Here is a 24,860-nt window from a genome sequence, read left to right on the forward strand (position 1 = left end):
CGCCAAGACATTTTTGATTACATCGAAATGTTTTACAATCCCAAACGACGTCATTCTTCGAACAACCAACTTTCACCAGTTGAGTACGAGAAGCGGTACGAAATGAGGCTAAAAAGTCTCTAGGATTTTAGTGGCGATTCAGTTTACCGTGAACTGAGAGACTTCTTTTTCCCAAATCGCCCAGCTATCAACTCCGAGCTGCTCTAAAGTCTGTTGCGACGGATTGGATTCAACAATAATTTGCATATTCATTCCTTATTTTAATCTGAATAAGTTCTACAAGTCAGGGTTGAAGTAACTTGGCGGTTCCTGGTTGTGATCCGGTCTCGATAAGGCTTGCGCCGCACGCAAATATTTTTTGCGCGACCAGATTAATCCCCAGCGTGTTCCGCCGACTTGACGCCATAAGGTCGAGGCGCGAATGCCGGCTAATAATAGGGCGCGGATTTTGTTGGCAATGGCAGGATTTTGTAAATGGCCGTGCTTTCCGTTGACCATGACGCGTGGGCTGACGTTACTAATGTTTTCCGTATAGGTACGTGCCAGTGACGCGATGACGTTATCATGCAGTTCACCGAAATGATTCTGTTGAGTTTTCGCGGTTTCAAGCATGTTGTAGATTTGATTCATGATATCAGGAATTTGGTTAAGCTTTTTTTCCAGAATAATCATGCTCAGGACGTATCGTGTGATTTCAACGTTGCGGTTTTGAATGGCCTGATCCGAACTCATTTGAGCCAAGAGCGTATTGACGCCGAGCTGTATGTTCTCGGCTTTGCCTCCGAAAACATCTAAAGTGTCTTTAGGTTGATCGCAAAACAGGGAGTTAATGCTGGATTTAAAAGCCGACTCGTCGGTTTTTCCCGTTGTTGCTAAATCGTAGACCATCTTGGCGCTTTGGTAAATCCCAATAAGGGCAACGGCACGGTCATGATCGGTATAGTTAGACATAAAGTTTTCCGGTTAATTAAATGCGACTGTCAATGGACGTCGACCTTTAAAGTTTGCGTTCCGAAAGTTCGTGAAGGCGTTGGTCGATAATTCCGCCTCCTAAACAATCGTCTCCGTCATAAAATACAATCGATTGCCCTGGTGCAACGGCAGTTTGTGATTCGTCAAACTGTACCACGATCTCTCCGTTGGCGCTCTCTATGATTTGGCAGGGTTGTTCTTGTTGACGATAACGTATTTTAGCTTTAAGCGGTGTGTTTAAAGCAGGGCAGTGGCCCGAAACCCAATCCAATGTATTGGCGATCACATAGCGGTGCTGCAATAAAGGGTGCTGCTTACCCTGCACGGCAATCAGCTGGTTGGTTTGCAGGTCTTTGTCCGCAGCAAACCACGGCGAGTTGTCTTGCCCGTGGCCGCCGCCGATTCCTAGGCCTTTGCGCTGTCCGACGGTGTAATACATCAGGCCTTCATGGCGACCGATTACGTTGCCATTATCGTCGATAATATCACCCGGTTGCGCCGGGATGAAACGTTGTAAAAAGTCTTTGAATTTACGTTCGCCGATAAAACAGATACCGGTACTGTCTTTTTTATCATGGGTAATCAGATCGGCTTCTTCGGCCAGTTGGCGGACATAAGGCTTTTCCAGTTCTCCGATCGGAAACATCGATTTACTCAACTGGTGCTGCTGCAAGGTATAGAGGAAGTAACTTTGATCCTTGTTATCATCCAATCCTTTTAATAAATGGCAGGTGCCGTCTTCGTCCCGATGTATGCGTGCATAGTGTCCGGTTGCGATAAAGTCGGCACCAAGCGTCAAGGCGTGATCCAGAAACGCCTTGAATTTAACTTCCTTGTTGCACAGGATGTCAGGATTCGGGGTTCTGCCGGCTTTGTACTCTTCCAGAAAGTGTTCAAATACACGATCCCAATATTCATTGGAAAAGTTTTCGATATGTAGAGGGATGTCGAGCTTTTCGCAAATCGACATGACGTCCTTGAGATCTTCCGCAGCAGGGCAGTAGTCTTCGGTGTCGTCGCCTTCCCAGTTTTTCATAAACAGGCCTTCGACATCGTATCCCTGTTGTTTGAGAATAAGGGCGGTCACGGATGAATCGACGCCACCGGACAGGCCGACGATAACTTTGGTTTTAGATTTTTCTTTCATAAGCGTATTTTAGCAAACTCGGCCCAATAAATTCATTATGGATTCTAATGTGATAACGGGATTATAACGAACGGCATTCGTTAGACGTGCCCGTTATTTAAAATGGTTATCAATACTCGATTAATTGGCTTTCGCCCGGTTGTAAATTTTTTAGTTGAAAATCACCGATACGGGTACGAATTAAGCGCAGTGTCGGAAAGCCAACGGCCGCTGTCATTCTTCGAACTTGGCGATTTTTGCCCTCGCTGATTGTGATTTCAAGCCAACTGGTCGGAATGTTTTTGCGTTCGCGAATCGGAGGAGTCCTTTCCCAAAGCCATTGCGGTTGATTGATTTTTTTTACTTTGGCGGGCTTTGTCATTCCGTCTTTGAGTTTAACGCCTTGCTGCAATTGTTTAACGGCTTGTACTGTGGCTTCGCCTTCCACTTGAACCAGGTAGGTTTTGGCCCATTTATGCTTTGGATCGGATATTAGATGTTGCAATTTACCGTCGTCGGTCAAGAGTAGTAGTCCTTCCGAGTCTCGATCTAAGCGGCCGGCAGCATAAAAATCGGGCATTTTAATGTAATTTGCCAAGGTTTCTCTTTGATCCTGGTATTGAGGGTCGTCGGTAAATTGACAGAGGACATTAAAAGGTTTGTTGAATAAAAGAATTTGACTCATGAATGCTTTTCTTAAGTTTCTTGGGACTTCTAAGGCGAGTGGGTTAGAATATTTAACATTCTAACATTTTTAATTGAACCAAGTTCTCAAGGTCGAGGCGAATAATTCAGGAATTCACATGACAGAACAATCTAAAATTATTTATACCCTAACGGATGAAGCACCCGCATTAGCTACCTACTCTCTATTACCGATCGTCGAAGCCTTTACCGGTGTGGCCGGTGTTGCGGTTGAAACTCGCGATATTTCATTGGCTGGGCGTATCATCGCTAACTTTCCGGAATACCTGACCGAAGAACAGAGAATCGGCGATGCCTTGTCTGAATTAGGTGAGCTGGCGACCACTCCGGAAGCGAACATTATTAAATTGCCGAATATCAGTGCTTCAATTCCTCAGTTGATTGCAGCCATCAAGGAATTGCAATCGCACGGTTATGCGGTACCGGATTATCCGGCCGAACCTCAGACGGATGAAGAGAAACAGATTAAATCGCGTTACGCCAAAGTATTGGGTAGTGCGGTAAATCCGGTTTTGCGTGAAGGTAACTCGGATCGTCGCGCGCCTGCTTCCGTCAAAAACTACGCTAAAAAGAACCCACATTCGATGGGCGCTTGGTCTGCTGAATCGAAGTCGCATGTGGCCCATATGTCGACAGGCGATTTTTATGGTTCCGAGAAATCCACTACGTTGAATGAAGCGACGGAATTTAAAATTGAATTTGTCGGTGAAAATGGCGAAGCAACCGAATTAAAAGGGGTTGCACCTCTACAGGAAGGCGAAATTATCGACGCGGCAGTCATGAGTCAGAAAGCACTGCGTACATTTCTGGCCGAAGCGATGGAAGAAGCGAAGCAGCAGGGGATCTTGTTCTCGCTACACTTGAAAGCGACTATGATGAAAGTTTCCGATCCGATTATTTTCGGTCAGGCCGTTACAGTCTTCTTCAAGGACGTGTTCGACAAGCATGCTCAAACGTTTGCCGACTTGGGGGTTAATCCAAATAACGGTTTAGGTGACGTTTACAGTAAGATTCAATCTTTGTCTGCGGATAAAAAGGCTGAAATCGAAGCCGATATTCAAGCGGTCATGGCGTCTCACGCGGATATCGCTATGGTCGATTCGGATAAAGGAATCACCAACTTACATGTACCAAGCGACGTGATTGTAGATGCGTCCATGCCGGCGATGATTCGTTCGTCAGGCCAAATGTGGAACAAAGACGGCAAGCAGCAAGATACTTTGGCCGTAATTCCGGATCGTTGTTATGCAGGCGTATATCAAGAAACAATTAATTTCTGTAAGCATCACGGCGCGTTTGATCCGACGACCATGGGAACGGTTCCTAATGTCGGGTTGATGGCTCAAAAAGCGGAAGAGTATGGATCACACGATAAGACTTTCCAAGTCAACGGCAATGGAACGGTCCGAGTCGTCGATGCTCAAGGCAATACCTTGTTGGAACAGTCGGTTGAGGAAGGTGATATTTTCCGTATGTGTCAAGTCAAAGACGCGCCGATTCAGGATTGGGTCAAATTAGCGGTGAATCGCGCACGTGCAACCGGTACTCCGGCTGTTTTCTGGTTGGATACAAATCGTGCGCACGACCATCAATTGATCGAGAAAGTGAATAAATATTTGTTGGATTACGATTTAACCGGTTTGGAAATCCATATCATGTCGCCGGAAGAAGCGACCCGTTTTACACTGCGCCACGTGAAAGAGGGTAAAGATGTTATTTCGGTCACCGGTAACGTGTTACGCGATTACTTGACGGACTTGTTCCCGATCTTGGAATTAGGGACGTCGGCGAAGATGCTTTCTATCGTCCCATTGATGAACGGCGGCGGCTTGTTTGAGACGGGAGCCGGTGGTTCGGCTCCAAAGCATGTACAGCAATTTTTGGCCGAAAATCATTTACGCTGGGATTCATTGGGAGAGTTTTTGGCTTTGGCCGTTTCGCTTGAACATCTTGCGGCTAATTTCAATAACCCTAAAGCGCAAGTATTGGCGAATGCATTGGATAAAGCGACCGGTCAGTTCTTGGATAATAATAAGTCTCCTTCGCGTAAAGTGGGCGAGATCGATAACCGTGGAAGTCATTTTTATCTAGCGATGTACTGGGCGCAAGAATTGTCCAGCCAGTCGGACGATGCTGAATTGCAAGCTACTTTTAAACCGGTAGCCGAAGCGTTGGCTTCAAACGAATCGAAAATCGTAGAAGAGTTGAATTCCGTTCAAGGCGGTGCCGTTGATATCGGTGGATATTATCAGCCGAACCCGGAATTGGTTTCTCAGGCCATGCGCCCGAGTAAAACCTTCAATGCAGTTTTATCGTCTATTTAATTCATTCTAGATGGGTGAGGTGCTCCGGTTTTTCTTTTGATAAATTCGGTTTGATTCAAAAGTAGAAAGCCAATCTGAATAGTCGTTCAGTTTGGCTTTTTGTGTTTCAGGATGGGATATAATCTGTTAGTATGTATACCCCAGTAAATAGTAAGTAAATTTCATAATGAATATTTTGATTGTTGATACCTCTGCGATCTATCGAAAAGTCGTAAATGAACTGTTAAGTAACGATAGTATTTCGATTTTTGAAGCCAGTAATGCAAGAGAAGCATTAGAGTACTTGAAACATGAAACGCCCAATGCCATCAGTGTCGCACACGAGTTAGGCGACATGAACAGTTTCGATTTTTTGGAAACGATCAATAAAATCGACCGACTGCAGTCTATTCCAAAGTTTTTGATCACTTCTAATGTCACTAAAGAGTTTAAGCTACAAGCTTACGATGCCGGATTTACCGAGATTTTTGTAAAATCGGATTTCAAAAATCTTAAGCGGGCAATGAAAAGTTTACTGTTTTATGCAACGGTAAAAATTTCGGCTAAGGTGCTTTACGTTGAAGATACCCAAAGTACGGCGGACTATACTCGTCATATTATGGAAAATGCGGGTTGGAGTGTGGTGCATGTTAAAAGCGGTGAGGCGGCTGCGGAAATATTGGAAGAACAGCATTTTGATTTAATGGTTACCGACTTGGTTCTGGAAGGTCAAATTAGCGGCATTGGCTTAATCCATCTGGTTAGACAGGGGCGTGAAGAAATTCGCAATACGCCCATTCTTGCAGTATCGGGTTGGAATGATTTGTTACGTCAGGTGTATGTGTTAAAGCATGGTGCCGGCGATTTCATTGCCAAGCCTTTTCATGAAACGGACTTCCTGGCACGTGCGATTAATTTGATTATGAATAAGCAGCAGCTGGATGCTTCCGTCGCTTCACAGAAAGCCCTGCATAATAAAGTGAACTTGGATCCGCTTACCGGCTTGAATAACCGTCATTATATTGATGAGTTTGGTGAAAGATTGGTAAAACAAGCTTTGATTCAAAGTGAATCCATTGCGTTATGTGTGATTGATATTGATTATTTTAAACAAATCAATGATACGCATGGTCATACGACGGGGGATGTCGTTTTAACCCAGCTTGGAGAGCTTGTACGAAAAAATAGCCATCCACTTGATGTATCGGTGCGTTACGGCGGCGATGAAATCGTCATTATAATGCCTAACTGTGGTTATGAATCAGCGTGTTTTAAGGCCGAGCAGTTGCGTAATAAGGCTGCCGAATTGAAGCCGGACGGCATCGATATGAGTGTTACTATCGGTGTTTGCAGTGTTGATAAACATAAAGGTCATCATTTAATGGAGTTGTTAGGTGATGCCGACTTTGAAGAGGATGAATTGATCGTTGATTTCAATACGATGTTTCAAGCGGCCGACGAGTCCCTTTATATCGCCAAAAAAGCCGGTAGAAATCGTGTCTGTGTCAATAAGCGGTTAGTTTAAGCACCATCTCTTTCTTTTTTAAGCCATAACATGGCTGTCTGTTTGTTCCACAATGCGGCTTTTGATTAAGTCGCAAACAGGCGTTTAGTCAAATGCCGGTTTCTTTTTTATTTCATAAGCGTAGAATGAAAAAACATTACCCATAATTTAGGTAATAGTTTGATTAACAAATACTTTCTTGAGGTGTTAATTATGAAACCAGTGTGGATTCTTGTAGCAGACAGCAGTCGTGCTCGTATTTTTACAGCCGAAAACTCAGTAGCCGAATTGATTGAAATCGAAACTCTGGCCCATCCGGAAGGGCGTTTGCATGAGCAGGAAATGGATAGTGACTTACCGGGTAAAGCGAATGGAGTACAAGGTGCAGGTGGGCATGTCTATACCGATGAAGTTAGTCCGAAAGAACAAGAAGAAGTGAATTTTGCTAAATCGGTTTCGAGCCATCTTTGCGACGAGTTGAACCAGAATAAATTTGAGAAATTGTTTGTTGTGGCAGCACCGGCATTTTTGGGAGAGTTGCGCCAATCGTTTTCGACAAGGTTGACCAAGCACGTAGCTTTCACATTGGATAAAAACGTTGTCTCCCTGTCTCCCCAGGAGATACGGACTTATTTGCCGCACTCATTTGCTTAAAGCATTTTTATTTATCAAGATAAGCAGATAAGTAGATAGGTAGAGAGTTAAAAAAAACCGCCGTAAGGCGGTTTTTTATTAGTTGGACTTTTTCAGGTAGGCCGTTACCAGCACGATTTGTGTGCCGTTGACTTTCCCTTCGATATGTTCCGGGTTGTCGGTTAAATGAATGTTTTTGACTAGGGTGCCTCGTTTTGCAGTAAAGTTCGCACCTTTAACATCCAAGTCTTTAATTAAAGTGACGCTGTCGCCTTCTTGAAGAATCGTACCGTTACTGTCTTTGTGAACGATCGAATCTTCATCGTCCGAAGTTAAACCGGCATCGGCCCAAGCTTTGACGTCTTCTTCCAGATACATCATGTCAAGCAAGTCTTGCGGCCAGCCTTCCGAGCGTAATTGATGCAGTAGGCGGTAAGCCATTACCTGAACGGCCGGGACGGGAGACCACATGCTGTCGTTAAGGCAGCGCCAGTGATTCGAATCCATTTTTTCGGGAGATTCGATCTGCTCTTTACAGGTCTGACAGACGACAATGCTCTCGTCGCTTGGTGCGACCTCATAAGTGCTTAAGTTCTCTTCAGCGCCGCACAGTTCACACTTTGCGCCACTACGATCCAATAATGTTTGGTCAATACTCATAGGATTCCTCCTTTGTTTAAACTGCGCTATTATCGCTAATTTGAGAATAATTTTGTGATTATTTCAACAAAAAATGAGAATTGAAAGTACATATAAGCGCGTTTGATTGTGGGACTAAATGTTTTGAAGTAGGTGTCTCAAACCATTGGCTGAAGTGGCAGGCCTGATTTTAAAAGATGGCAGTGTTTACAGTCATTTATGGGGTTTTGTCAAAGAGCCTGTATTTGATAGAGATTTACTTTTTTTTTTCAAAAATTAACGTTAGAATGGATTTAGTTTTGGCGCCGATAGTACGATCTTTCGGCATAACAGTGACTTTACCTCTTACTTGAGAATTGACTTATTGAATGGCTAGTTTGAATCGTCCATATAATTCAAATATTGATTATTTTGCCGTTTTAGGTATTCATAAAGAGGCATGTCCTAAAACCGTCAAACAGGCTTACCGTAAATTAGCCCGTCGATACCATCCAGATGTTTCAAAACTTCACGATGCAAAAAAGAAATTCCAGGAAGTTGCCGAGGCATACGAAATCCTAAGCAAATACCGGGATGCTTACTGGCGCGACTTTGAGTTAAGAAACCGTGCGCACTTTAGTCAAAATCCTTTTGACGAGACGTCCGCAACGCGTGAAAAAACGCAAGCTAAACAGAAATCCTCTGATAAAACCTCTTATTCTTCAAATGGCTACCGAACGCACCGTCCCATCGATGGTAAAGACCGTTTGATCACCTATCCGTTAACTTTGAGATATGCGATTCGCCTGCTTCGTCTGCAGTCGTTTTATATTCCAAGTCTGAAAGTCAAAATGAAATTTACCCGTGAGGCATTAATGGGTAAAACGTTTCTTTTGAGTGGAATGGGGTATAGCGGTTTGTTCGGCGGTAAGCCCGGCGACTTTCTAGTCCGTTTTGAAATTAAAAACGACAACATAAAGTGGCAGTTGGAAGGTGCCGATATCTATGGTACGTTCAATGTCGCCGAACCTTTATTGACGGAAGGTAACCAGATTAAGCTCGAAGCGCCGAGCGGTTCGGTTTCCATTAAAGTGCCGTCGAATTATACGCCCGATACATTTATCCGTATTGATAATATGGGATTGCCCTCTGACGAAACCGGACAGGCCGGTCACCTTTACGCACGTTTAATCGCTGCTTGACGTTTATCTATTTGCCAATCCGTTCATGTCGGAATGATTACCGTTCGGATTAAACAATTTCAAACCATAGTTTCCTCACCTCTCTTGAAAAGGCTACAATATGGCCTTATGAAGATTCATAAAATCATTCCGTAATATTTTTAGAGTAGGGGTGTTTACAGCCTCTGCTAAACAACTGCAAACATAAGAAGTAAAGATTTTTAGTTATGTCTCATTCTCAAGATTATGATGATGGCAACCTGCTTTTAGAAGCGGCTCGAGCCAAAGTGAAGCCGCCGAAACGTTATCAGGTGGTGCTATTGAATGACGATTACACTCCGATGGATTTTGTCGTGGAGGTTTTAATGCGTTTTTTCGGTTTGGACGAGGCAAAAGCAAGTGCAGTTATGTTAGCGGTTCATCATCATGGTAAAGGTGTATGCGGCGTATACAGCCGAGAAGTGGCGGAGATGAAAGTTCAGCAGGTAAACCGCTTTTCCCGCCAGAATAAACATCCATTAATGTGTCAGTTAGAGGTGGCTTGATCGTGTTAAGTAAAGAACTACAAATGACGTTAAGCAATGCCTTTAGTGTGGCTCATGAATACGAGCATGAGTTTGTGACCTTGGAACATTTGTTACTTGAGTTGCTGGGCTTGCCGGAAGTTCAAGAGGCAGTGCGTGCGTGCGGAGCCGATGTAAATCAGATTGAAGCGGGACTGGAAAAGTTTTTGGAATCCGAGATGGTGAGCCGTAAACCGGACGAGTTGCAGCCGACCATGAGTTTCCAACGCGTTATCGAGCGGGCAATTTATCTGGTGCAGTCAAATGGCTATCCGGAAGTGACGGGGTTGCATGTTTTGGCTTCAATGTTTTCGGAGCAAGACTCTCAAGCCGTGTATTTATTGGAAAGTAATGGTGTCGATCGGGTAGATGTGCTCAGTTATATTTCTCATGGCGTTACCGCCAGCGATTCCGACGAATACAGTATGCCGTCAAATGACGGGAGCGAGCAAGGCGAAGGCGTTGCCGAGAGTAGCGAGAATAAGAGTCCGTTGGAGTCGTTTGCCACTAATTTAAATCAGGCCGTAGAGGAAGGTAAGATCGACCCGATTATCGGACGTCAGTGGGAATTGAATCGGACGTTGGAAATTTTAAGTCGTCGCCGTAAAAACAATCCTTTATTGGTCGGAGAGCCGGGTGTAGGTAAAACGGCTGTTGCCGAAGGATTGGCGTATCAAATTGTTCATCAAAAGGTTCCGGAACAACTGTTGGATGCGGTGGTTTACAGTTTGGATATGGGGGCATTGCTTGCCGGCACGCGTTATCGTGGGGATTTTGAAAAACGATTCAAAGGTTTGCTGAAAGAGTTGGAACAGCATGAGCATGCGATTCTGTTTATCGACGAAATCCATACGATTATTGGTGCCGGTGCCGTTCAGGGTGGTGCGATGGATGCTTCCAATCTAATGAAGCCTGCATTGTCGTCCGGAAAGCTTCGTTGCATTGGAGCAACGACCTATGAAGAGCATCGTGGAATTTTCGAGAAAGATCGTGCTTTGGCAAGACGTTTTCAAAAAGTGGATGTGAAAGAACCGAGTGCTCAAGAAGCCTTCGAAATTCTGAAAGGGCTTAAAGATAAATATGAAGAGCATCATCATGTTAAGTACACTTTGCCTGCTTTGAAGGAAGCGGTGGCATTGTCGGCGCGTTACATCACGGATCGTCACCTTCCGGATAAGGCGATCGACGTAATCGATGAAGCCGGAGCTAAACAGGCTTTAATGGTAGCGAGCAAGCGTAAAAAGCAGATTGGCGTTGCCGAAATTCAAAGTGTGGTTGCAAGTATAGCACGCATACCGGTATCGCAAATTACTCAAAAAGAGAAAGATAAATTGCACGACTTGGGGGATAACCTCAAGCGAGTGGTATTCGGTCAGGATCATGCGGTTGACCAGTTAACCTCGGCCATCAAGTTGGCGCGTTCCGGATTGGGTGATCCGAATAAGCCTACCGGCAGTTTTTTGTTTGCCGGGCCGACCGGGGTGGGTAAAACCGAATTGACGCAGCAACTTGCTAAACACCTGGGTGTTGAGATGTTGCGGTTTGATATGTCCGAATATATGGAGAGACATACGGTATCGCGCCTGATTGGTGCGCCTCCTGGGTATGTCGGTTACGACCAGGGCGGTTTATTGACCGAGGCGGTGAATAAGCAGCCGCATGCCGTTGTGTTGCTGGACGAGATAGAGAAAGCGCATCCGGATGTGTTTAATATCTTATTGCAGGTAATGGATCACGGTACCTTGACCGATAATAACGGCCGTAAAGCGGATTTCCGTAATGTGATTTTGATCATGACTTCCAATGTCGGTGCCGAGCAGATGGCACGTTCCAGTATGGGGTTTACGGTTCAAGATCATACGATGGATTTCGAGGCGGAGTTGAAAAAGGTCTTTACTCCGGAATTCCGCAATCGTCTGGATGGGGTAATCCAGTTCAATCGACTTTCTGAAGATTCGATGGCTTCCGTGGTGAATAAGTTTATCTACGCCTTGGAGCAGTCCTTGGAAGATAAGAAGGTGACCTTGAAAGTCACGGATGATGCTCGTGCCTGGTTGGCTAAGCACGGTTATGATCCGCTAATGGGAGCCCGTCCGATGAGTCGTTTGATTCAAGAGAAAGTTAAGCAGCCGCTTGCAGATAAAATATTGTTTGGTGATTTGCAAAATGGTGGAAAACTTGTAATCGACTGCGAGAACGAGGAACTTGTCTTTCAGGTAGAGCAGTAGGATGGTGATGGTTCGATGTAATGTCGAGCCGCCAAGACGCAAAAACGAACAGGGTTGTTGAAGCTTGTGTATAGGGTGATGGAACGTTTGTTTGTTTAAATCTGCTGATTGAAACCAATAAAAAAGCCCGCTTATCTCTTTAGATAAGCGGGCTTTTTTAATCTTTAATCCAAATTTTTCTAGGCCGTGCCGCCGGAATCATTTTTAATGGTTTCCGGTGGTTTTTTTAGTTTGTTTTTTATCTGGATTATTTGCCGCGGTAAGTGATACGACCTTTGGTTAGGTCATAAGGAGTCAGTTCAACTTTAACTGAATCGCCCGCAAGAATTCGGATATAGTTTTTACGCATGCGACCAGAGATGTGCGCCAAAATTTGGTGGCCATTCTCTAATTCTACTTTAAACATGGTATTCGGTAACGTTTCGATAACTACACCATCAAATTCAATAACATCTTGTTTTGCCATAAGCCTAGGTAAATCCTTAGAATAAAAATTTGCGCGGATTATACCAATTTATTGTTTTTAAATCAAATAATTGTTACGGATTTCATTGATTATGGCCTGATAATGCTCGGGGATATGGCCTGAGGCCGTAGTCGGCGTTTGGATTGCCAGTAACCAGTTAAAGAGGTTCTGGTCTGATTCCTGTAGCAAACTTTCAAATTGAAGTTTCTTTTCCCGCGGAGCGTTTTCCAGTGTCGGTACGAAAGCACTCAACAGAAGTTCGGTTTCCAGGTTTCCGCGCTTGCATAGGAACTGCATGCGTTTCAGCCAAGTCTGTTCGTCATTTGAAATAAGAGAATCATTCATTTTTGACAATCATCGATTTCAGTTCTTGAATCGCTCGACTTGGATTCAATCCTTTCGGACAAGCCGCCGTACAGTTTTGGATGTGTCGACAGCGAAAAGTTTTCATCGGATCGTCCAATTGTTGCAAACGTTCTTTAGTTTCAATGTCGCGTGAATCGATGACGAAACGGTTTGCGGCAAGTAGCGCGGCCGGCCCCAGAAATTCATCCGGATTCCACCAGAAAGACGGACAACTTGTCGAACAGCAGCCGCATAAGATACATTCGTAGGCGCCATCCAGTTGCTCGCGTTGTTCCGGAGTCTGCAGGTGCTCGAGTTCGGGGTTGAGTTCCGTCGTTTGTAAGTAGGGCTGCACTTCCCGGTAGTGTTTATAGAACAGCTCCATATCTATGATCAGGTCTTTGATGATAGGCAAGCCGGGCAGCGGTTTGATCACAATCGGCGATTCGAGCGAGGAGAGCGGGGTGATGCAGCTAAGGCAGTTGCGGCCGTTAACATTCATGCCGTCCGACCCGCATACCCCTTCCTGGCAAGAAAAGCGGAAACTTAAGCTGGGATCTTGCTGGCGAATTTTGTGTAAGGCTTCTAATAGCATCATGTCCGTAGTGATTTCAGCATCACTCAGATGAAATTGCTGATCGTATGGTTCCGAGTCGGTTTCAGGATTGTAACGACTGATTATGAATTCCATCTTAATTGACCTCCGTTGCCCTTAATAAATACGTGCTTTGGGTGTGAAGCCCGGATGGTTTTTAGGTTGTAGGTTGACTGCTTTGTACTGCAGTTGGTGTTCGTTAGAAAAGTACAAAGTGTGTTTTAGCCACTGTTCGTCGTCGCGATCCTCGTAATCGATTCGTGAATGGGCGCCACGGCTTTCCTGACGTGCCAATGCGGAATGAACCGTGGCAAAGGCGATTCCCATAAGGTTTTCCAATTCGTAGGCGGCAAGACGTTCCAGGTTGAAGATATGGCTATGATCTAATAAGGTTGCTTCGTCAAGTTGCCGCTTAAGCTGTTCAAGTTGCTGCAATGCCTGGCGCATGCTTTCTTCCGTGCGAAACACGCCGCAACCTTTTTCCATAATGATTTGCAGGCGGTTTTTAATGGTTCCGACCGAAGCGGTTTGATTGTTTGTTTTGGCCGGTTTCTGCCAGCAGTGTATACGATCAAGAAGAGGGTTTAAATTCAGTTCCGAGTTTGATTGTTTTTCTAGGGTCTGAAGTTGTTGACTGATGGTTTGCGCCGCTTTGCGGCCGAATACGATAATGTCGAGAAGTGAGTTGCCGCCCAGTCTGTTTGCGCCGTGAACCGACACGCAGGCACATTCTCCAATCGCGAATAAACCTTTGACCGTTTGTTGCCTACCGTTCTCGTCGGGAGAAATAACTTGGCCTGTAAGGTCGGTGGGAATCCCTCCCATCATGTAATGACAGGTAGGAAAAACAGGCATGGGCGTGTTTGCCGGATCAATTCCGAGAAAGGTTAAGCTGATATCGCGGATTCCGGGTAAACGGTGTTTGATGATGTCATCCGGTAAATGGGTTAAATCAAGCAGGACATAATCCTCATCGGGTCCGCATCCGCGTCCTTCCTGGACTTCAATGGCGATGGCCCGTGCAACCACGTCGCGTGAGGCTAAGTCTTTGACGTGCGGTGCATAATGCTGCATGAACGCCTCGCCGGAAGCATTTCGTAAAACGCCTCCCTCACCGCGAACCGCTTCGGAAATCAACATACCCTTGCCGGCAACGCCGGTCGGGTGAAACTGCCAAAACTCCATGTCCTGTAATGGCAGACCGGCACGCAAAACCATTCCCAGGCCGTCACCGGTATTGATGCTGGCGTTGGTGTTGTTGCGGAAAACCTGACCTGCACCGCCGGTAGCCAGTAGTACAAATTCGCTTTCTAAAATTTGGTATTCGCCGGTCTGGATGTTCATGATCAGTAAGCCGCCGATTTCACCGTCGCGGTTTTTGATCAAATCCAGTGCATAAAATTCTTCGAAGATGGTGGTTCCGGCACGTAGATTCTGCTGATAAAGCGATTGCAGTATAGCGTGGCCGGTTCGGTCGGCTGCGGCGCAGGTTCGATAAGCCTGCTCTTCGCCGAAGTTCTGGCTTTGTCCGCCAAATGCCCGTTGATAGATTTTACCGTTGTCCAAGCGCGAAAAGGGAACGCCGAAATGCTCTAGTTCACGAACGATTTCCGAAGCTTCCTGGCACATGAATTCGATGGCATCCTGATCGCCCAGGTAGTCACTGCCTTTGATGGTGTCGTACATGTGCCATTGCCATTGATCGGGCGTGACGTTGCCTAAAGCGGCGTTTATTCCACCTTGAGCGGCTACCGTATGCGAACGCGTTGGGAATACTTTGGAAATCATGGCGATTTTATGTCCCTGTTCGGTCAATGCCAAAGCGGCACGCATACCGGCGCCACCGGCACCGACGACAAGCGCATCAAAGTGTTCGGTTTTAAGCGAATCGGGTGATGGGGTGAAATTTGTCATGCGATTCCCTTAGTGATGAGGCATGAAAAACAATACAAGTAGCCAGAGTAAATCAAGGCTGATTACAATAAGTAGCCAGCGTAACCCCCAGAGCCAATATAACGTTCGTTCACGCGGTGTGTAGTCTATCAGGATGTCGCGTAATCCTATCCAGCTGTGGATGCCGATTAAAAATAGGGCACCTAAACTTGGGAATAGATATTGAGGCAGAATCAAGGTGCGACTAAGGTGTTTCATGCTTTCATGCTCGGGAAATGTCAGGACTTGCCAAGCCAATAAGGGAATGTAAATCAATAAATACACGGCACTGAAGCGTTGCCATATATGGGCTTTTTTTCCGCTGAGAGAATTTAAATTCATTATGACCATGCCTGTATAAAGATAAATACACTTAACAGAGCCCATAAGCTTAGAAGTAGCAAACTTACAGAATGACTGTTGATCTTTTGGTAGGCGTCGGCGCGGGTGAAGTGTTCTGCCAAAAGGTGGCGCAATCCGGTTAGCCAGTGGTAACTCAACGAGGTCCAGAATATCGAATTTAAACAACGGATAAAGCAGTGGTCTCGAATGCTTTCCAGGGTAACGTTGTCGTTTAGGATAATCAGGTTGAACAGTGCGAGATAGCCAAGCAGAGAGATGAATAACAACATGCCGCTGATACGGTGTCCGGCGGATAACCATGCATTCAACGGAAAATGAAACTTCCATAAGCTAAGGTAGATCGGTCGTTTACCCGGATGCTGATACATGGCAATTACCTTTAATATGCTTTCATAGCAGATAGATTCATTTTACTGCAAAAATCATCGCCGGCGACAGTGGCGGGCGATAAAGTTTTTGATCGGCTTAAAAGTGATGTTTTGCCTAAACGGATCAAGCTTCATTGATGGCGTTTTGATAGTAGCTATGTGCCACTGCAGCGGCAATCCAATCGATCTCCATTTGCCAGGTTTTCGCTTCAAAAGGTTGTTGAATCTGTTGTTGCAATAGGGCTTCGAAAACCGTGCGAGAAATAAGGCCGGCCCCCATGCTTTTCAGATGTTCAGTCTTTATCTGAGTGTCGATCATGGTAAAGCCCCAGGCTTTTAATTGCATGGCAAGCGCCACCAAGGCAATTTTTGAAGCGTCGGTGGTTTTGGCGAACATGGATTCGCCAAAGAACATTTTTCCGATCGCGATTCCATAAAGTCCGCCGACTAATTTGTCGTTCATCCAGACTTCGACGGAATGGGCGTGGCCGTTTTGATGGAGCTTTGTGTAAGCGTGCAGCATTTCGTCTGTGATCCAGGTTCCGGCCTGATCTTTGCGTTCGATGGATGCGCAATTCTGCATGACGTCAACGAAATTACGATCGAGCGTTACTTTGAACTCCGGCATGTTCGCTAATTTTTTGATCGTTTTACGCAAGCTGCGACGAATTTTAAGGTCTTCAATAAAAAGAACGCTACGTGGGTTAGGACTCCACCATAGGATGGGTTCGTCCGGATTGAACCATGGAAAAATTCCTTTCGAATAGGCTTGGAGTATCCATTCCTGTGTAAGTGCACCGCCCATGGCAAGCAGGCCGTCGGGGTCTGACAAGGCAAGATGGGTGGGTGGAAAAACAACGGGCTTGGGGTCAAGCCAAAAAGGCATTTTAGTCATAGTTAACAGTTATATTGAAGTTGCAGAATGATATTTCTGGAATCTTTTTATCCAATCTTATGGGGTGAGACGGTAGAATATCACAATTCATTTTATTCACGTTCGATTCGGTTTGTTAAGTATTTTATGACTTCATTTGTTCATTTACATGTCCACTCAGAATATTCCGTTGTAGATAGTACATTGGGTATTAAGCCGCTGGTGAGTCTGGCTCAGAAAGGCGGACAGCCTGCGATCGCTTTGACGGATCAGTCCAACCTGTTTGCATTGGTTAAATTTTATAACGCTGCAATTGGCGCCGGAGTAAAGCCGATTATCGGTTCGGAAGTGTGGGTCGAGGACAATGATGAATCCGTATTCAAGTGCGTCTTGCTGTGTCAGAATGAGCAGGGATATTTAAATCTTTCCCATTTAATTTCAATGGGTTACTTGAAGAATCAAAAGTTATTTCAAAATGACATGGTCGCTTTGATCAAGCGTGAGTGGCTGACTGAATATAACGAGGGTTTGATTGTACTTTCGGGAGGGCGCGAAGGGGATATCGGTTCTGCGATCCTAGCGGAAAAGCCGAATTTGGTTGCGACCCGAATGAAGTGGTGGCATGCGAATTTCCCGGATCGCTTCTATTTGGAGTTGGTTCGTACCGGTCGCGACGGTGAAGAAGCCTATATCGTAGGAGCGGTCGAAGTCGCTCAGCGTTACCAAGTACCGGTAGTGGCCACCAATGATGTACGTTTTGCTTCTGCTGAGGATTTTGAGGCGCATGAGGTTCGGGTGTGTATCCATGACGGTTATGTTTTGGAAGATCCGAACCGTCCGAAACGATATTCGGAAGAACAATATTTCAGAAGCAGCGAAGAGATGGTCGCTCTGTTTGACGATTTGCCGGAAGCGATCGAAAACACTGTAGAGATCGCTAAACGTTGTTCTTTGAATTTGACCTTGGGTACCTATTTCCTGCCGGATTTCCCGGTGCCGGAAGGTATGACGATGGATCAGTATTTTGTCGAGGAGAGTCATAAAGGGCTTGAGGAGCGATTGCAGTTCCTGTTCGGCCACTTGGATGCGGACGCCTATGCGGCCAAGAAAGAAGAGTACTATGCGCGTATCAAGTTCGAACTCGACATTATCCTGCAGATGGGATTCCCGGGTTACTTCCTGATCGTTGCCGACTTTATTCAATGGGGTAAGAATCACCAGATTCCGGTCGGACCGGGACGTGGTTCCGGTGCGGGTTCCTTGGTGGCTTACGCTCTTAAAATTACCGATCTGGATCCAATTCAATACGACCTGCTTTTCGAGCGTTTCCTGAATCCGGAACGTGTATCCATGCCCGATTTCGACGTCGACTTCTGTATGGATCGACGAGACGAGGTCATTGACTACGTTTCTCGTCATTACGGACGGGATCACGTCTCCCAGATCGTGACGTTCGGTACCATGGCGGCGAAAGCGGTTGTGCGTGACGTGGGGCGTGTTTTGGGGCTCGGTTACGGTGTGGTCGACGGTATCGCCAAGCTGATTCCTAACGAACTGGGGATCAAGCTCAAGGACGCGATCGAAAAAGAGGAAGACCTGCAGGCCAAGCGCGACAATGACGAAGATGCACGTCAGCTACTGGAGCTTGCGCTCAAGTTAGAAGGGACGGTTCGTAACACCGGTAAGCACGCGGGTGGGGTGGTCATCGGGCCGAAGCCTCTGGATCATTTCTGTCCTGTATTGTGCGAACCGGACGGCAGCAGTGTCGTTACTCAACTTGATAAAAACGATGTTGAAACCGCCGGTCTGGTCAAATTCGACTTCTTGGGCTTGAGAACCTTGACGATCATCGACTGGGCGTTACAGTCGATCAACGAAAACAAACAGCCGGGCGATGAAGGGTTTGTCGATATCGCCCGTATTCCGCTGGATGATGTGGCTACTTTCGACCTGATCAAAACCGGTAAGACCACCGGGGTTTTCCAGCTGGAATCCAGCGGGATGCAGAACCTGATCGTACGTCTGAGACCGGACTGTTTCGAAGATATCATCGCTTTGGTTGCCTTGTTCCGTCCGGGTCCGTTGGAATCGGGGATGGTGGATAACTTCATCGCCCGTAAGCACGGTAAAGAGAAGGTCTCCTATCCGGATCCGCAATATCAGCACGAATCGCTGCAACCGATTCTAGAGCCGACCTACGGGGTTATTCTTTACCAGGAGCAAGTTATGCAGATTGCTCAGGTTCTTGCCGGCTACACGCTGGGCGGAGCCGATATGCTGCGTCGTGCGATGGGTAAGAAAAAGCCGGAAGAGATGGCGAAACAGCGCTCGGTATTTAAAGACGGGGCGATCAGCATCGGTGTCGACGGCGACCTGGCGATGAAGATATTCGATTTGGTTGAGAAGTTCGCGGGTTACGGTTTCAACAAATCCCACTCGGCGGCGTACGCGTTGGTTTCGTATCAGTCCGCCTGGCTGAAAACCCATTATCCTGCTGAATTCATGGCGGCACAGATATCGTCCGATATGGATAACACCGACAAGGTCGTGCATATGGTCAATGAGTGTTATGCGATGGGCTTGGAAGTGCTGGCGCCTAACGTCAATACCGGCGATGTGCATTTCAAACCGTTCGGGCAACGTACCGTTAATTACGGCTTGGGTGCGATTAAGGGGGTGGGTGAAGCCGCCCTGGAAGGAATGATTGAAGAGCGCCGCACCAACGGCGACTTCAAAGACCTGTTCGATTTCTGCTTGCGGGTTGGTAAGAAAATTAATCGTCGAATGTTGGAAGCCTTGATTCGTTGCGGTGCTATGGATTGTTTGCATGACAATCGTAATGCAATGCTTGAAAGTGTTCCGATGGCTTTAAAGCAAGCCGAGCAGCAGCAGAAAAACGAAGAGCTGGGACAGCACGATTTATTCGGTGAAATGTTGTCGGTTGAAGAGACCGGAAGTACTCAATTGCTTGATGTGCCGGAAATGACCGAAAAGTTGCGTCTTAAGGGCGAAAAAGAGACTTTGGGGTTGTACGTGACCGGTCATCCGATCGATATCTATAAAGAAGAACTTGATCAATTGGTGGGCGCTTCGTTAGCCAGTTTAAGACCCGAAAAATGGCAGAAGAAATGGGCAGCCGGATTGGTGGTCGGTTTACGGGCTAAAATCACTAAGCGCGGAGACCGTATGGGCTTTATGGCGATTGACGATAAAACCGCACGTTTGGAAGTGGTGATGCGTCCGGCCGTATTTGAATCGATTAAGGATCATATAAAAGAAGATATGGTCGTAATGATTTACGGCGAGGTAAGTGAAGATACCTTTAACGGCGGTATTAAACTCGATGCCGAACAGGTCGTAAGTCTTGCCGAAGCACGAATCGAAAAAGCGCGTGCTTTGAAATTGTTTGTCGACGAAGCTTCCACGGATATGAATCGGATTCAGGAACTTAAGGTGTTGCTAGGTGCTTATCAGCGTGATAGCGGGTTGCCGATTGTGGTCGATTATAAAAATCAGCTGGCTAACGTACAGATGAAAACGGCCGACGGAGTGGTCTATTTCCCTGATGACGAACTTATTGAAGCCCTTAGGTCCCAAGGATGGCGACCGGAAGTGGTGATGTGAGAAGTATATGAGCAATCATGAGAAACTGCTGGATCAGTCGATCTACGAGGCGGTGATTAATGCTTCGCATGATGCGATTGTCATTGTCGACTCGAATAGTCAGGTCTATTTCTGGAATGCAGCGGCAGAAAAGCTATTCGGCTATTCTTCGGATTTTATGGTCGGTAAGAATATGCATGATTATATTGCCCCCGAACGGCATCGAGCTATTTCGAATAGAGCATTTCAACAATTTCAGGATAGTGGACAGGGTAATGCCCTGGGCCGAATCGTCGAGATAGAAGCTTTAAGAAAAGACGGAACCGAAATCTGGGTTGAATTAAGTTTGACGGCTTTTGAGGTAGAGCAAAGACGCTGGGCTTTTGGGATTATTCGCGACATTACAGAGAAGAAACGGGTTGAAATCGAACTACAGGAAGAAGCGAGTACCGATTCTCTAACGGGGTTGAGTAACCGTCGCGAATTTCAGCGCCAACTGGAAGCGAATGCCGTTCGTTCTTCCATGAGTATGGCTATTATCGATATTGATTATTTCAAGCAGATTAACGATCAATACGGTCATTTGGTGGGTGACGATGCGATTAAAATGGTTGCGGATTGTTTGAAAAAGCAGTTTTCCGATGTGCTTAGCGTTGCCCGTTTAGGCGGAGAAGAGTTCGGCGTTTTATTTAATTCCACAGATATCGATGCAGTGAATGCACGTTGTGAAGAGTTTAGAAAGACCTTGAGCGAACAGCAGTTTTCCGAGCACTTGCTTTCATTAACGGTGAGCATTGGTGTATCGGGGTATAAATCGACGCCTAGAGCGATGTTTTACGCTGCAGATGTGGCCCTTTACGAAGCTAAGTCTGCCGGAAGAAACCGGGTGTGTTCTGCGCAGCGTTGTTTGGTTGAGCAGGCGAAAACGGATTAGTTTTGGTTAATTCAGCAGGGATGGACGCTTATAAGCATGTTAATGGTTGAAAAATGCATTAAATCATTAAGACAAGTCAGGTTATTATATCCGCTGGTTGTCACGTTTCATCAGTCGGCTATGGGTATTGTTTCCTAATGGAGTGTAGGGGGTAGAGATTGAACGTACCGAAAGTGCATTTAAAAAACTCGACTTTATTGAAAACCCCTTTATGGGTTTCGATCGCTACTTTGCTCGGCTTGGTCGTGTTAAGTTTTCCATTGATCATGATCCTCAATCAATATCATGAAGACATCGTCAGGCAAAATTTCATTGAACAAGAATCCCGAGTCTTAAACGAACAGATCAAACAGAAAATCGATATCGGCGATTCCATTGCAATTGCCTATGCGCAAAATACGGTTATCAGGAATGCATTGCTGTTTGAAGAGCGCGCTCCCATTATTTCCGAACTGCAATTGATCAATCGAGAGTATGCACAAAAAACCCGTTTTAAAAATATTCAAGCTCACATCATCACGGCTGACGGCCGCTCTTTAGTAAAAACCTTTGAACTCGACAGTTATAATCAGGATCTAACCGAACACGATTTAGTGAAACGAGCGGTTGAAACCGGACAAGCAATCTCCGGGATTAATATCGGTGGGGCGGCGAGTCATTTTCGTGTCATCAATATTCAGCCGATTTATTCCTTGGATGATGAGTCGGAAGTGATCGGTTTCGTGGCTATTTCACAAGGTTTACGCAGCGTGGTCGAATCGTTTCATGCGCATCAGGTGGACTACGCGCTCTTTTCCTCCAAGTCGAATCAAATTGATTCCGACGGGCGGGAGTTTACCATTGGAAAAGCTCATTATTTCGACGCTTCGCCAATGGCTGGATTCGTGTTTATTCAAAAGCAGATTCGAACCGATAATCTTTATTTCTTGAATGATCGATTGGTTTATACCCAGCCGATTTTAGATTACGGCAATCATATTTTGGCCGTGCACGCGGTTTCAATTCCATTGGATGTTTATTACGCAAGAGTCTGGCAGAGAAATGTTGATGCCATTTATATTCTCGGCGCTATTTTACTGAGTACTCTGTCGGTATCGGGTCTGTTGCTGATGGTGATGAAACGCAGTGTGATCCGCCCATTGGCGGTGTTTGAAAAAACGATTAAAAAGGTCAATTCAAGTAAAGAGTACAGTACCTCCGTAAAAATCAATAGCGATGACGAGATCGGCCGTCTATCCGAACAGTTCAATATCCTGTTGCGTCAGACCGAAGACCTGATCCATTCGTTGCAATATCAACAACAAGCGATTGATAGTTCTCTAATTGTTTCCAAAACCGATTTGTACGGCAAGATCGTGTATGTGAATCAACCTTTTGAGCGCATCAGCGGCTACAGCTCGAAAGAATTAATCGGGAAGTCGCATAATTTGGTTCGTCATCCGGATATGTCTCCCGAGTTGTTTAAAGATATGTGGATGACGATCGAAAGTAAACGGCCTTGGAAGGGACAAATCAAGAATCGCGCTAAAGACGGTTCGGCTTATTTCGTGACGGTTAATATCCTGCCGATCGCCAATTTGAACGGTGAAGTGACCGATTATCTTTCGATTCAGGAAGATATTACCCAGTTGATTGAGTTGAAAGAGTCTTTGCAGACCGCCAAGGAAGTTGCGGAAAAAGCCAATCAGGCAAAATCCCAGTTTTTATCGAGTATGAGTCATGAACTTAGAACGCCATTAAACTCGATTATCGGTTTTGCGCAGTTGTTGGAATTCTCTAATTTATCCGAAAAGCAGAAATCGCAATTGCAAAATATCACCAGGAGTGGCCGTCATTTATTATTGTTGATTAACGACATTCTTGAATTGGCTAAGATAGAATCCGGTAATCTGGATATGAGTTTGGAGCCGGTTAATCTTAAAGAGTTGATTGTGGATGCCTTACATATGGTCGAGGCTTTGGCAAAGCAAAAACAGATTAAATTACATTGCACTAACGGCGATAACTTAGATCACTTCATCAATGCGGATTACACTCGTATTAAGCAAGTGTTGCTGAACTTTTTAAGTAACGGCATCAAATACAATAAAGATCAGGGCGAGATTTATGTGTATGTGGAGACGTTTGATAAAGACGGTGCAGGTTGGATTCGCATTCATGTAAAAGATACCGGTTTGGGGATTCCCCGTAAAGAGTTGAAGCGGTTGTTCGAACCATTCAACCGGTTGGGTCATGAGAATTCGAATATCGAAGGAAGCGGGATCGGCTTGAGCATTGCCAAAGACTTGGTTGAAAGGCAAGGGGGCGAGATCGGAGTGGAGAGCGAACAAGGCATCGGCTCCGATTTTTGGTTCGCTTTTCCGTTGATCGATCGGGAACAGGCCGTTAATCGTGAGTTGAGTAATACCATTTTGAATGAGTTTAGCCATGACACGACATCGACGCCTTTCGTCGAAAAAGTGGATTATAAAAAAGTGCTTTATATCGAGGATAACCCTTCGAATATTGGCTTGATGGAAGACATTGTCGAAACGTTGGACGGTGTGTCTCTGACGGTTGCTAATACCGCCGAACTAGGTTTGGAAGAGGCCAAAAAGATCGTGCCAGACATTATGTTTATTGATATCAACCTGCCAGGTATGAATGGGGATGAATTATTGCCTTTGCTGAAACAGCTTCCTGAATTGCGAGAGAACGGAACTGTATTTTATGCTCTGACGGCGAATGCCATGATTGAAGATGTCGATAGAGGGTTGGAAATCGGTTTCGATCGATATCTGACCAAGCCGATTAATGTGGCTGAGGTCATTGCTTTATTAAGTCAGGAATAAGTGCGTTTGAATTGATTTCCTAAGGCTTAAGGTCTTTGATCGTGGTTTGCTTTCAAGTCTGTAACCGGCGCGTCTGTTGGTTACCTTTTTAACTATAACGTTCCAGCCATATACTCTGTAATGGTGTATAAATGGGGGAGTGATCGGTTAATTCACTTTGATAAAGGGTGATTTGATCGACGGTCAACCATACGTCATCTAAGTGGTGTAACTCTTTTGAGAAATGAATATTTTCGATTTCAAGGGTTTTAGGTATCCGACCCAGGCTGATATGGGGGCGAAACGCCTGTTTGGCTTTGCTTAGGCCGAAAGGTTTAAGCTGTTCCTGAATCTCGCGTACAAGATACTGCAGCAATAAAGTGGCATCAAGTGAAGCGACGATACTATGTGGGTGAAGTTCGCTTGGAAATAAACGGATTTGTTGAATCTCGGCTTCGAAGAAACTCATGCCTTCGGCAAACCAGCCGGACATGGCTTTCCCTATCGCATGAACTTTTTCCGGTTCCAGTTTGCCGCCAAGAAAGTGCAAGGTTAGGTGATAATTTTCTTCTGGAAACCAGATTATTTTTTCTCCCCAATCCGTGTTTTTTAACCGGCTTGTGATTTCCGTTAGTTTCTTAGTGGTATTCGCATCGATGGGAATTGCAATGAAAGCACGCATGTATATTAGTCCTGTCGTATAAACCGGTCTGATTGGAATGTCTTTGGGCGATCAA

22 protein-coding genes are annotated in these 24,860 nt (G+C 45.6%); 10 read left to right on the plus strand and 12 right to left on the minus strand.

Translation table 11 applies throughout. The annotated features are described in order from the left end of the window. Positions 1-123, plus strand: a 123-nt coding sequence (locus ABY044_RS00005) for an IS3 family transposase (RefSeq protein WP_373017291.1), incomplete at its 5' end; no start/stop codon positions are given. A 153-nt stretch (positions 124-276) separates the two neighbouring features. On the opposite strand, the gene hflD is transcribed toward ABY044_RS00005, so the two are convergent. The 3 genes from hflD to ABY044_RS00020 all read right to left on the minus strand — a co-directional run bounded on the left by hflD (position 277) and on the right by ABY044_RS00020 (position 2,783). Beyond that, positions 277-951 carry a high frequency lysogenization protein HflD gene (gene hflD / locus ABY044_RS00010; RefSeq protein WP_373016863.1) on the minus strand — a complete coding sequence of 225 codons (675 nt, stop codon included), beginning with the start codon at positions 949-951 and terminating at the stop codon, positions 277-279. 46 nt (positions 952-997) lie between these two features. Then, positions 998-2,119: a tRNA 2-thiouridine(34) synthase MnmA gene (mnmA, locus tag ABY044_RS00015; protein WP_373016864.1), complete on the minus strand. Its 1,122-nt coding sequence runs from the start codon at positions 2,117-2,119 to the stop codon at positions 998-1,000. A 109-nt stretch (positions 2,120-2,228) separates the two neighbouring features. After that, positions 2,229-2,783 (minus strand): rRNA large subunit pseudouridine synthase E, encoded by a 555-nt coding sequence (locus tag ABY044_RS00020; protein WP_373016865.1) that lies wholly within the window; start codon positions 2,781-2,783, stop codon positions 2,229-2,231. Between the two features lie 118 nt (positions 2,784-2,901). Here ABY044_RS00020 and ABY044_RS00025 point away from each other — a divergent pair, with 118 nt between their 5' ends. The 3 genes from ABY044_RS00025 to ABY044_RS00035 all read left to right on the plus strand — a co-directional run bounded on the left by ABY044_RS00025 (position 2,902) and on the right by ABY044_RS00035 (position 7,264). Further along, on the plus strand, positions 2,902-5,127 hold the full coding sequence (locus ABY044_RS00025; protein WP_373016866.1) for an NADP-dependent isocitrate dehydrogenase: 2,226 nt from the start codon (positions 2,902-2,904) through the stop codon (positions 5,125-5,127). Between the two features lie 166 nt (positions 5,128-5,293). Continuing rightward, positions 5,294-6,631: a diguanylate cyclase gene (locus ABY044_RS00030; protein WP_373016867.1), complete on the plus strand. Its 1,338-nt coding sequence runs from the start codon at positions 5,294-5,296 to the stop codon at positions 6,629-6,631. A 192-nt stretch (positions 6,632-6,823) separates the two neighbouring features. Beyond that, positions 6,824-7,264: a host attachment protein gene (locus ABY044_RS00035; RefSeq protein WP_373016868.1), complete on the plus strand. Its 441-nt coding sequence runs from the start codon at positions 6,824-6,826 to the stop codon at positions 7,262-7,264. A 78-nt stretch (positions 7,265-7,342) separates the two neighbouring features. Here the strand turns inward: ABY044_RS00035 and ABY044_RS00040 are convergent, their stop codons facing one another. Beyond that, entirely contained in the window at positions 7,343-7,903 is a 561-nt protein-coding gene (locus tag ABY044_RS00040; protein WP_373016869.1) for a PhnA domain-containing protein, read from the minus strand. A gap of 347 nt (positions 7,904-8,250) precedes the next feature. Here ABY044_RS00040 and ABY044_RS00045 point away from each other — a divergent pair, with 347 nt between their 5' ends. The 3 genes from ABY044_RS00045 to clpA all read left to right on the plus strand — a co-directional run bounded on the left by ABY044_RS00045 (position 8,251) and on the right by clpA (position 11,833). Next, positions 8,251-9,063, plus strand: a complete 813-nt coding sequence (locus ABY044_RS00045) for a DnaJ domain-containing protein (RefSeq protein ID WP_373016870.1) — start codon at positions 8,251-8,253, stop codon at positions 9,061-9,063. 206 nt (positions 9,064-9,269) lie between these two features. Further along, positions 9,270-9,587: an ATP-dependent Clp protease adapter ClpS gene (gene clpS, locus ABY044_RS00050; RefSeq protein WP_373016871.1), complete on the plus strand. Its 318-nt coding sequence runs from the start codon at positions 9,270-9,272 to the stop codon at positions 9,585-9,587. 2 nt (positions 9,588-9,589) lie between these two features. Beyond that, on the plus strand, positions 9,590-11,833 hold the full coding sequence (gene clpA, locus ABY044_RS00055) for an ATP-dependent Clp protease ATP-binding subunit ClpA (protein ID WP_373016872.1): 2,244 nt from the start codon (positions 9,590-9,592) through the stop codon (positions 11,831-11,833). 247 nt (positions 11,834-12,080) lie between these two features. On the opposite strand, the gene infA is transcribed toward clpA, so the two are convergent. The 7 genes from infA to aat form a co-directional block, all read right to left on the minus strand. Continuing rightward, positions 12,081-12,299 (minus strand): translation initiation factor IF-1, encoded by a 219-nt coding sequence (gene infA / locus ABY044_RS00060; protein ID WP_279418883.1) that lies wholly within the window; start codon positions 12,297-12,299, stop codon positions 12,081-12,083. A gap of 57 nt (positions 12,300-12,356) precedes the next feature. Further along, positions 12,357-12,644 (minus strand): succinate dehydrogenase assembly factor 2, encoded by a 288-nt coding sequence (locus ABY044_RS00065; RefSeq protein ID WP_373016873.1) that lies wholly within the window; start codon positions 12,642-12,644, stop codon positions 12,357-12,359. Continuing rightward, on the minus strand, positions 12,637-13,335 hold the full coding sequence (locus ABY044_RS00070; RefSeq protein WP_373016874.1) for a succinate dehydrogenase iron-sulfur subunit: 699 nt from the start codon (positions 13,333-13,335) through the stop codon (positions 12,637-12,639). Before ABY044_RS00070 ends, ABY044_RS00065 begins: the two co-directional genes overlap by 8 nt. A 21-nt stretch (positions 13,336-13,356) precedes the next feature. Further along, a complete protein-coding gene (gene sdhA, locus ABY044_RS00075; protein WP_373016876.1) occupies positions 13,357-15,153 on the minus strand; it encodes a succinate dehydrogenase flavoprotein subunit in 1,797 nt (598 codons plus the stop codon). Positions 15,154-15,162: 9 nt separating this feature from the next. Further along, positions 15,163-15,513, minus strand: a complete 351-nt coding sequence (gene sdhD / locus ABY044_RS00080) for a succinate dehydrogenase, hydrophobic membrane anchor protein (RefSeq protein ID WP_373016878.1) — start codon at positions 15,511-15,513, stop codon at positions 15,163-15,165. Continuing rightward, positions 15,513-15,902 (minus strand): succinate dehydrogenase, cytochrome b556 subunit, encoded by a 390-nt coding sequence (gene sdhC / locus ABY044_RS00085; RefSeq protein WP_373016880.1) that lies wholly within the window; start codon positions 15,900-15,902, stop codon positions 15,513-15,515. Before sdhC ends, sdhD begins: the two co-directional genes overlap by 1 nt. Positions 15,903-16,026: 124 nt before the next feature. Next, positions 16,027-16,797, minus strand: coding sequence for a leucyl/phenylalanyl-tRNA--protein transferase (gene aat, locus ABY044_RS00090; protein ID WP_373016882.1), 771 nt, complete (start codon positions 16,795-16,797; stop codon positions 16,027-16,029). 126 nt (positions 16,798-16,923) lie between these two features. Between aat and dnaE the strand changes: the two genes are divergently transcribed. From dnaE to ABY044_RS00105, 3 genes are all read left to right on the plus strand, one after another. Next, on the plus strand, positions 16,924-20,400 hold the full coding sequence (dnaE, locus tag ABY044_RS00095; protein WP_373016884.1) for a DNA polymerase III subunit alpha: 3,477 nt from the start codon (positions 16,924-16,926) through the stop codon (positions 20,398-20,400). A 7-nt stretch (positions 20,401-20,407) separates the two neighbouring features. Continuing rightward, on the plus strand, positions 20,408-21,313 hold the full coding sequence (locus ABY044_RS00100) for a GGDEF domain-containing protein (protein WP_373016886.1): 906 nt from the start codon (positions 20,408-20,410) through the stop codon (positions 21,311-21,313). 158 nt (positions 21,314-21,471) lie between these two features. Further along, entirely contained in the window at positions 21,472-24,144 is a 2,673-nt protein-coding gene (locus ABY044_RS00105) for an ATP-binding protein (RefSeq protein ID WP_373016888.1), read from the plus strand. Positions 24,145-24,232: 88 nt separating this feature from the next. Here the strand turns inward: ABY044_RS00105 and thpR are convergent, their stop codons facing one another. Further along, positions 24,233-24,805 carry an RNA 2',3'-cyclic phosphodiesterase gene (thpR, locus tag ABY044_RS00110; protein WP_373016890.1) on the minus strand — a complete coding sequence of 191 codons (573 nt, stop codon included), beginning with the start codon at positions 24,803-24,805 and terminating at the stop codon, positions 24,233-24,235. Between the last annotated feature and the right edge of the window lie 55 nt (positions 24,806-24,860).

The organism is Thiomicrorhabdus sp. (genome assembly GCF_041583835.1).
Taxonomy (GTDB): domain Bacteria; phylum Pseudomonadota; class Gammaproteobacteria; order Thiomicrospirales; family Thiomicrospiraceae; genus Thiomicrorhabdus.

Bases quoted from the DNA above. Each gene is read 5' to 3' on its own strand.
- hflD (WP_373016863.1), bottom strand. From the start codon at position 951: ATGTCTAACTATACCGATCATGACCGTGCCGTTGCCCTTATTGGGATT.
- mnmA (WP_373016864.1), bottom strand. From the start codon at position 2,119: ATGAAAGAAAAATCTAAAACCAAAGTTATCGTCGGCCTGTCCGGTGGC.
- ABY044_RS00020 (WP_373016865.1), bottom strand. From the start codon at position 2,783: ATGAGTCAAATTCTTTTATTCAACAAACCTTTTAATGTCCTCTGTCAA.
- ABY044_RS00025 (WP_373016866.1), top strand. From the start codon at position 2,902: ATGACAGAACAATCTAAAATTATTTATACCCTAACGGATGAAGCACCC.
- ABY044_RS00030 (WP_373016867.1), top strand. From the start codon at position 5,294: ATGAATATTTTGATTGTTGATACCTCTGCGATCTATCGAAAAGTCGTA.
- ABY044_RS00035 (WP_373016868.1), top strand. From the start codon at position 6,824: ATGAAACCAGTGTGGATTCTTGTAGCAGACAGCAGTCGTGCTCGTATT.
- ABY044_RS00040 (WP_373016869.1), bottom strand. From the start codon at position 7,903: ATGAGTATTGACCAAACATTATTGGATCGTAGTGGCGCAAAGTGTGAA.
- ABY044_RS00045 (WP_373016870.1), top strand. From the start codon at position 8,251: ATGGCTAGTTTGAATCGTCCATATAATTCAAATATTGATTATTTTGCC.
- clpS (WP_373016871.1), top strand. From the start codon at position 9,270: ATGTCTCATTCTCAAGATTATGATGATGGCAACCTGCTTTTAGAAGCG.
- infA (WP_279418883.1), bottom strand. From the start codon at position 12,299: ATGGCAAAACAAGATGTTATTGAATTTGATGGTGTAGTTATCGAAACG.
- ABY044_RS00065 (WP_373016873.1), bottom strand. From the start codon at position 12,644: ATGAATGATTCTCTTATTTCAAATGACGAACAGACTTGGCTGAAACGC.
- ABY044_RS00070 (WP_373016874.1), bottom strand. From the start codon at position 13,335: ATGGAATTCATAATCAGTCGTTACAATCCTGAAACCGACTCGGAACCA.
- sdhA (WP_373016876.1), bottom strand. From the start codon at position 15,153: ATGACAAATTTCACCCCATCACCCGATTCGCTTAAAACCGAACACTTT.
- sdhD (WP_373016878.1), bottom strand. From the start codon at position 15,513: ATGAATTTAAATTCTCTCAGCGGAAAAAAAGCCCATATATGGCAACGC.
- sdhC (WP_373016880.1), bottom strand. From the start codon at position 15,902: ATGTATCAGCATCCGGGTAAACGACCGATCTACCTTAGCTTATGGAAG.
- aat (WP_373016882.1), bottom strand. From the start codon at position 16,797: ATGACTAAAATGCCTTTTTGGCTTGACCCCAAGCCCGTTGTTTTTCCA.
- dnaE (WP_373016884.1), top strand. From the start codon at position 16,924: ATGACTTCATTTGTTCATTTACATGTCCACTCAGAATATTCCGTTGTA.
- ABY044_RS00100 (WP_373016886.1), top strand. From the start codon at position 20,408: ATGAGCAATCATGAGAAACTGCTGGATCAGTCGATCTACGAGGCGGTG.
- thpR (WP_373016890.1), bottom strand. From the start codon at position 24,805: ATGCGTGCTTTCATTGCAATTCCCATCGATGCGAATACCACTAAGAAA.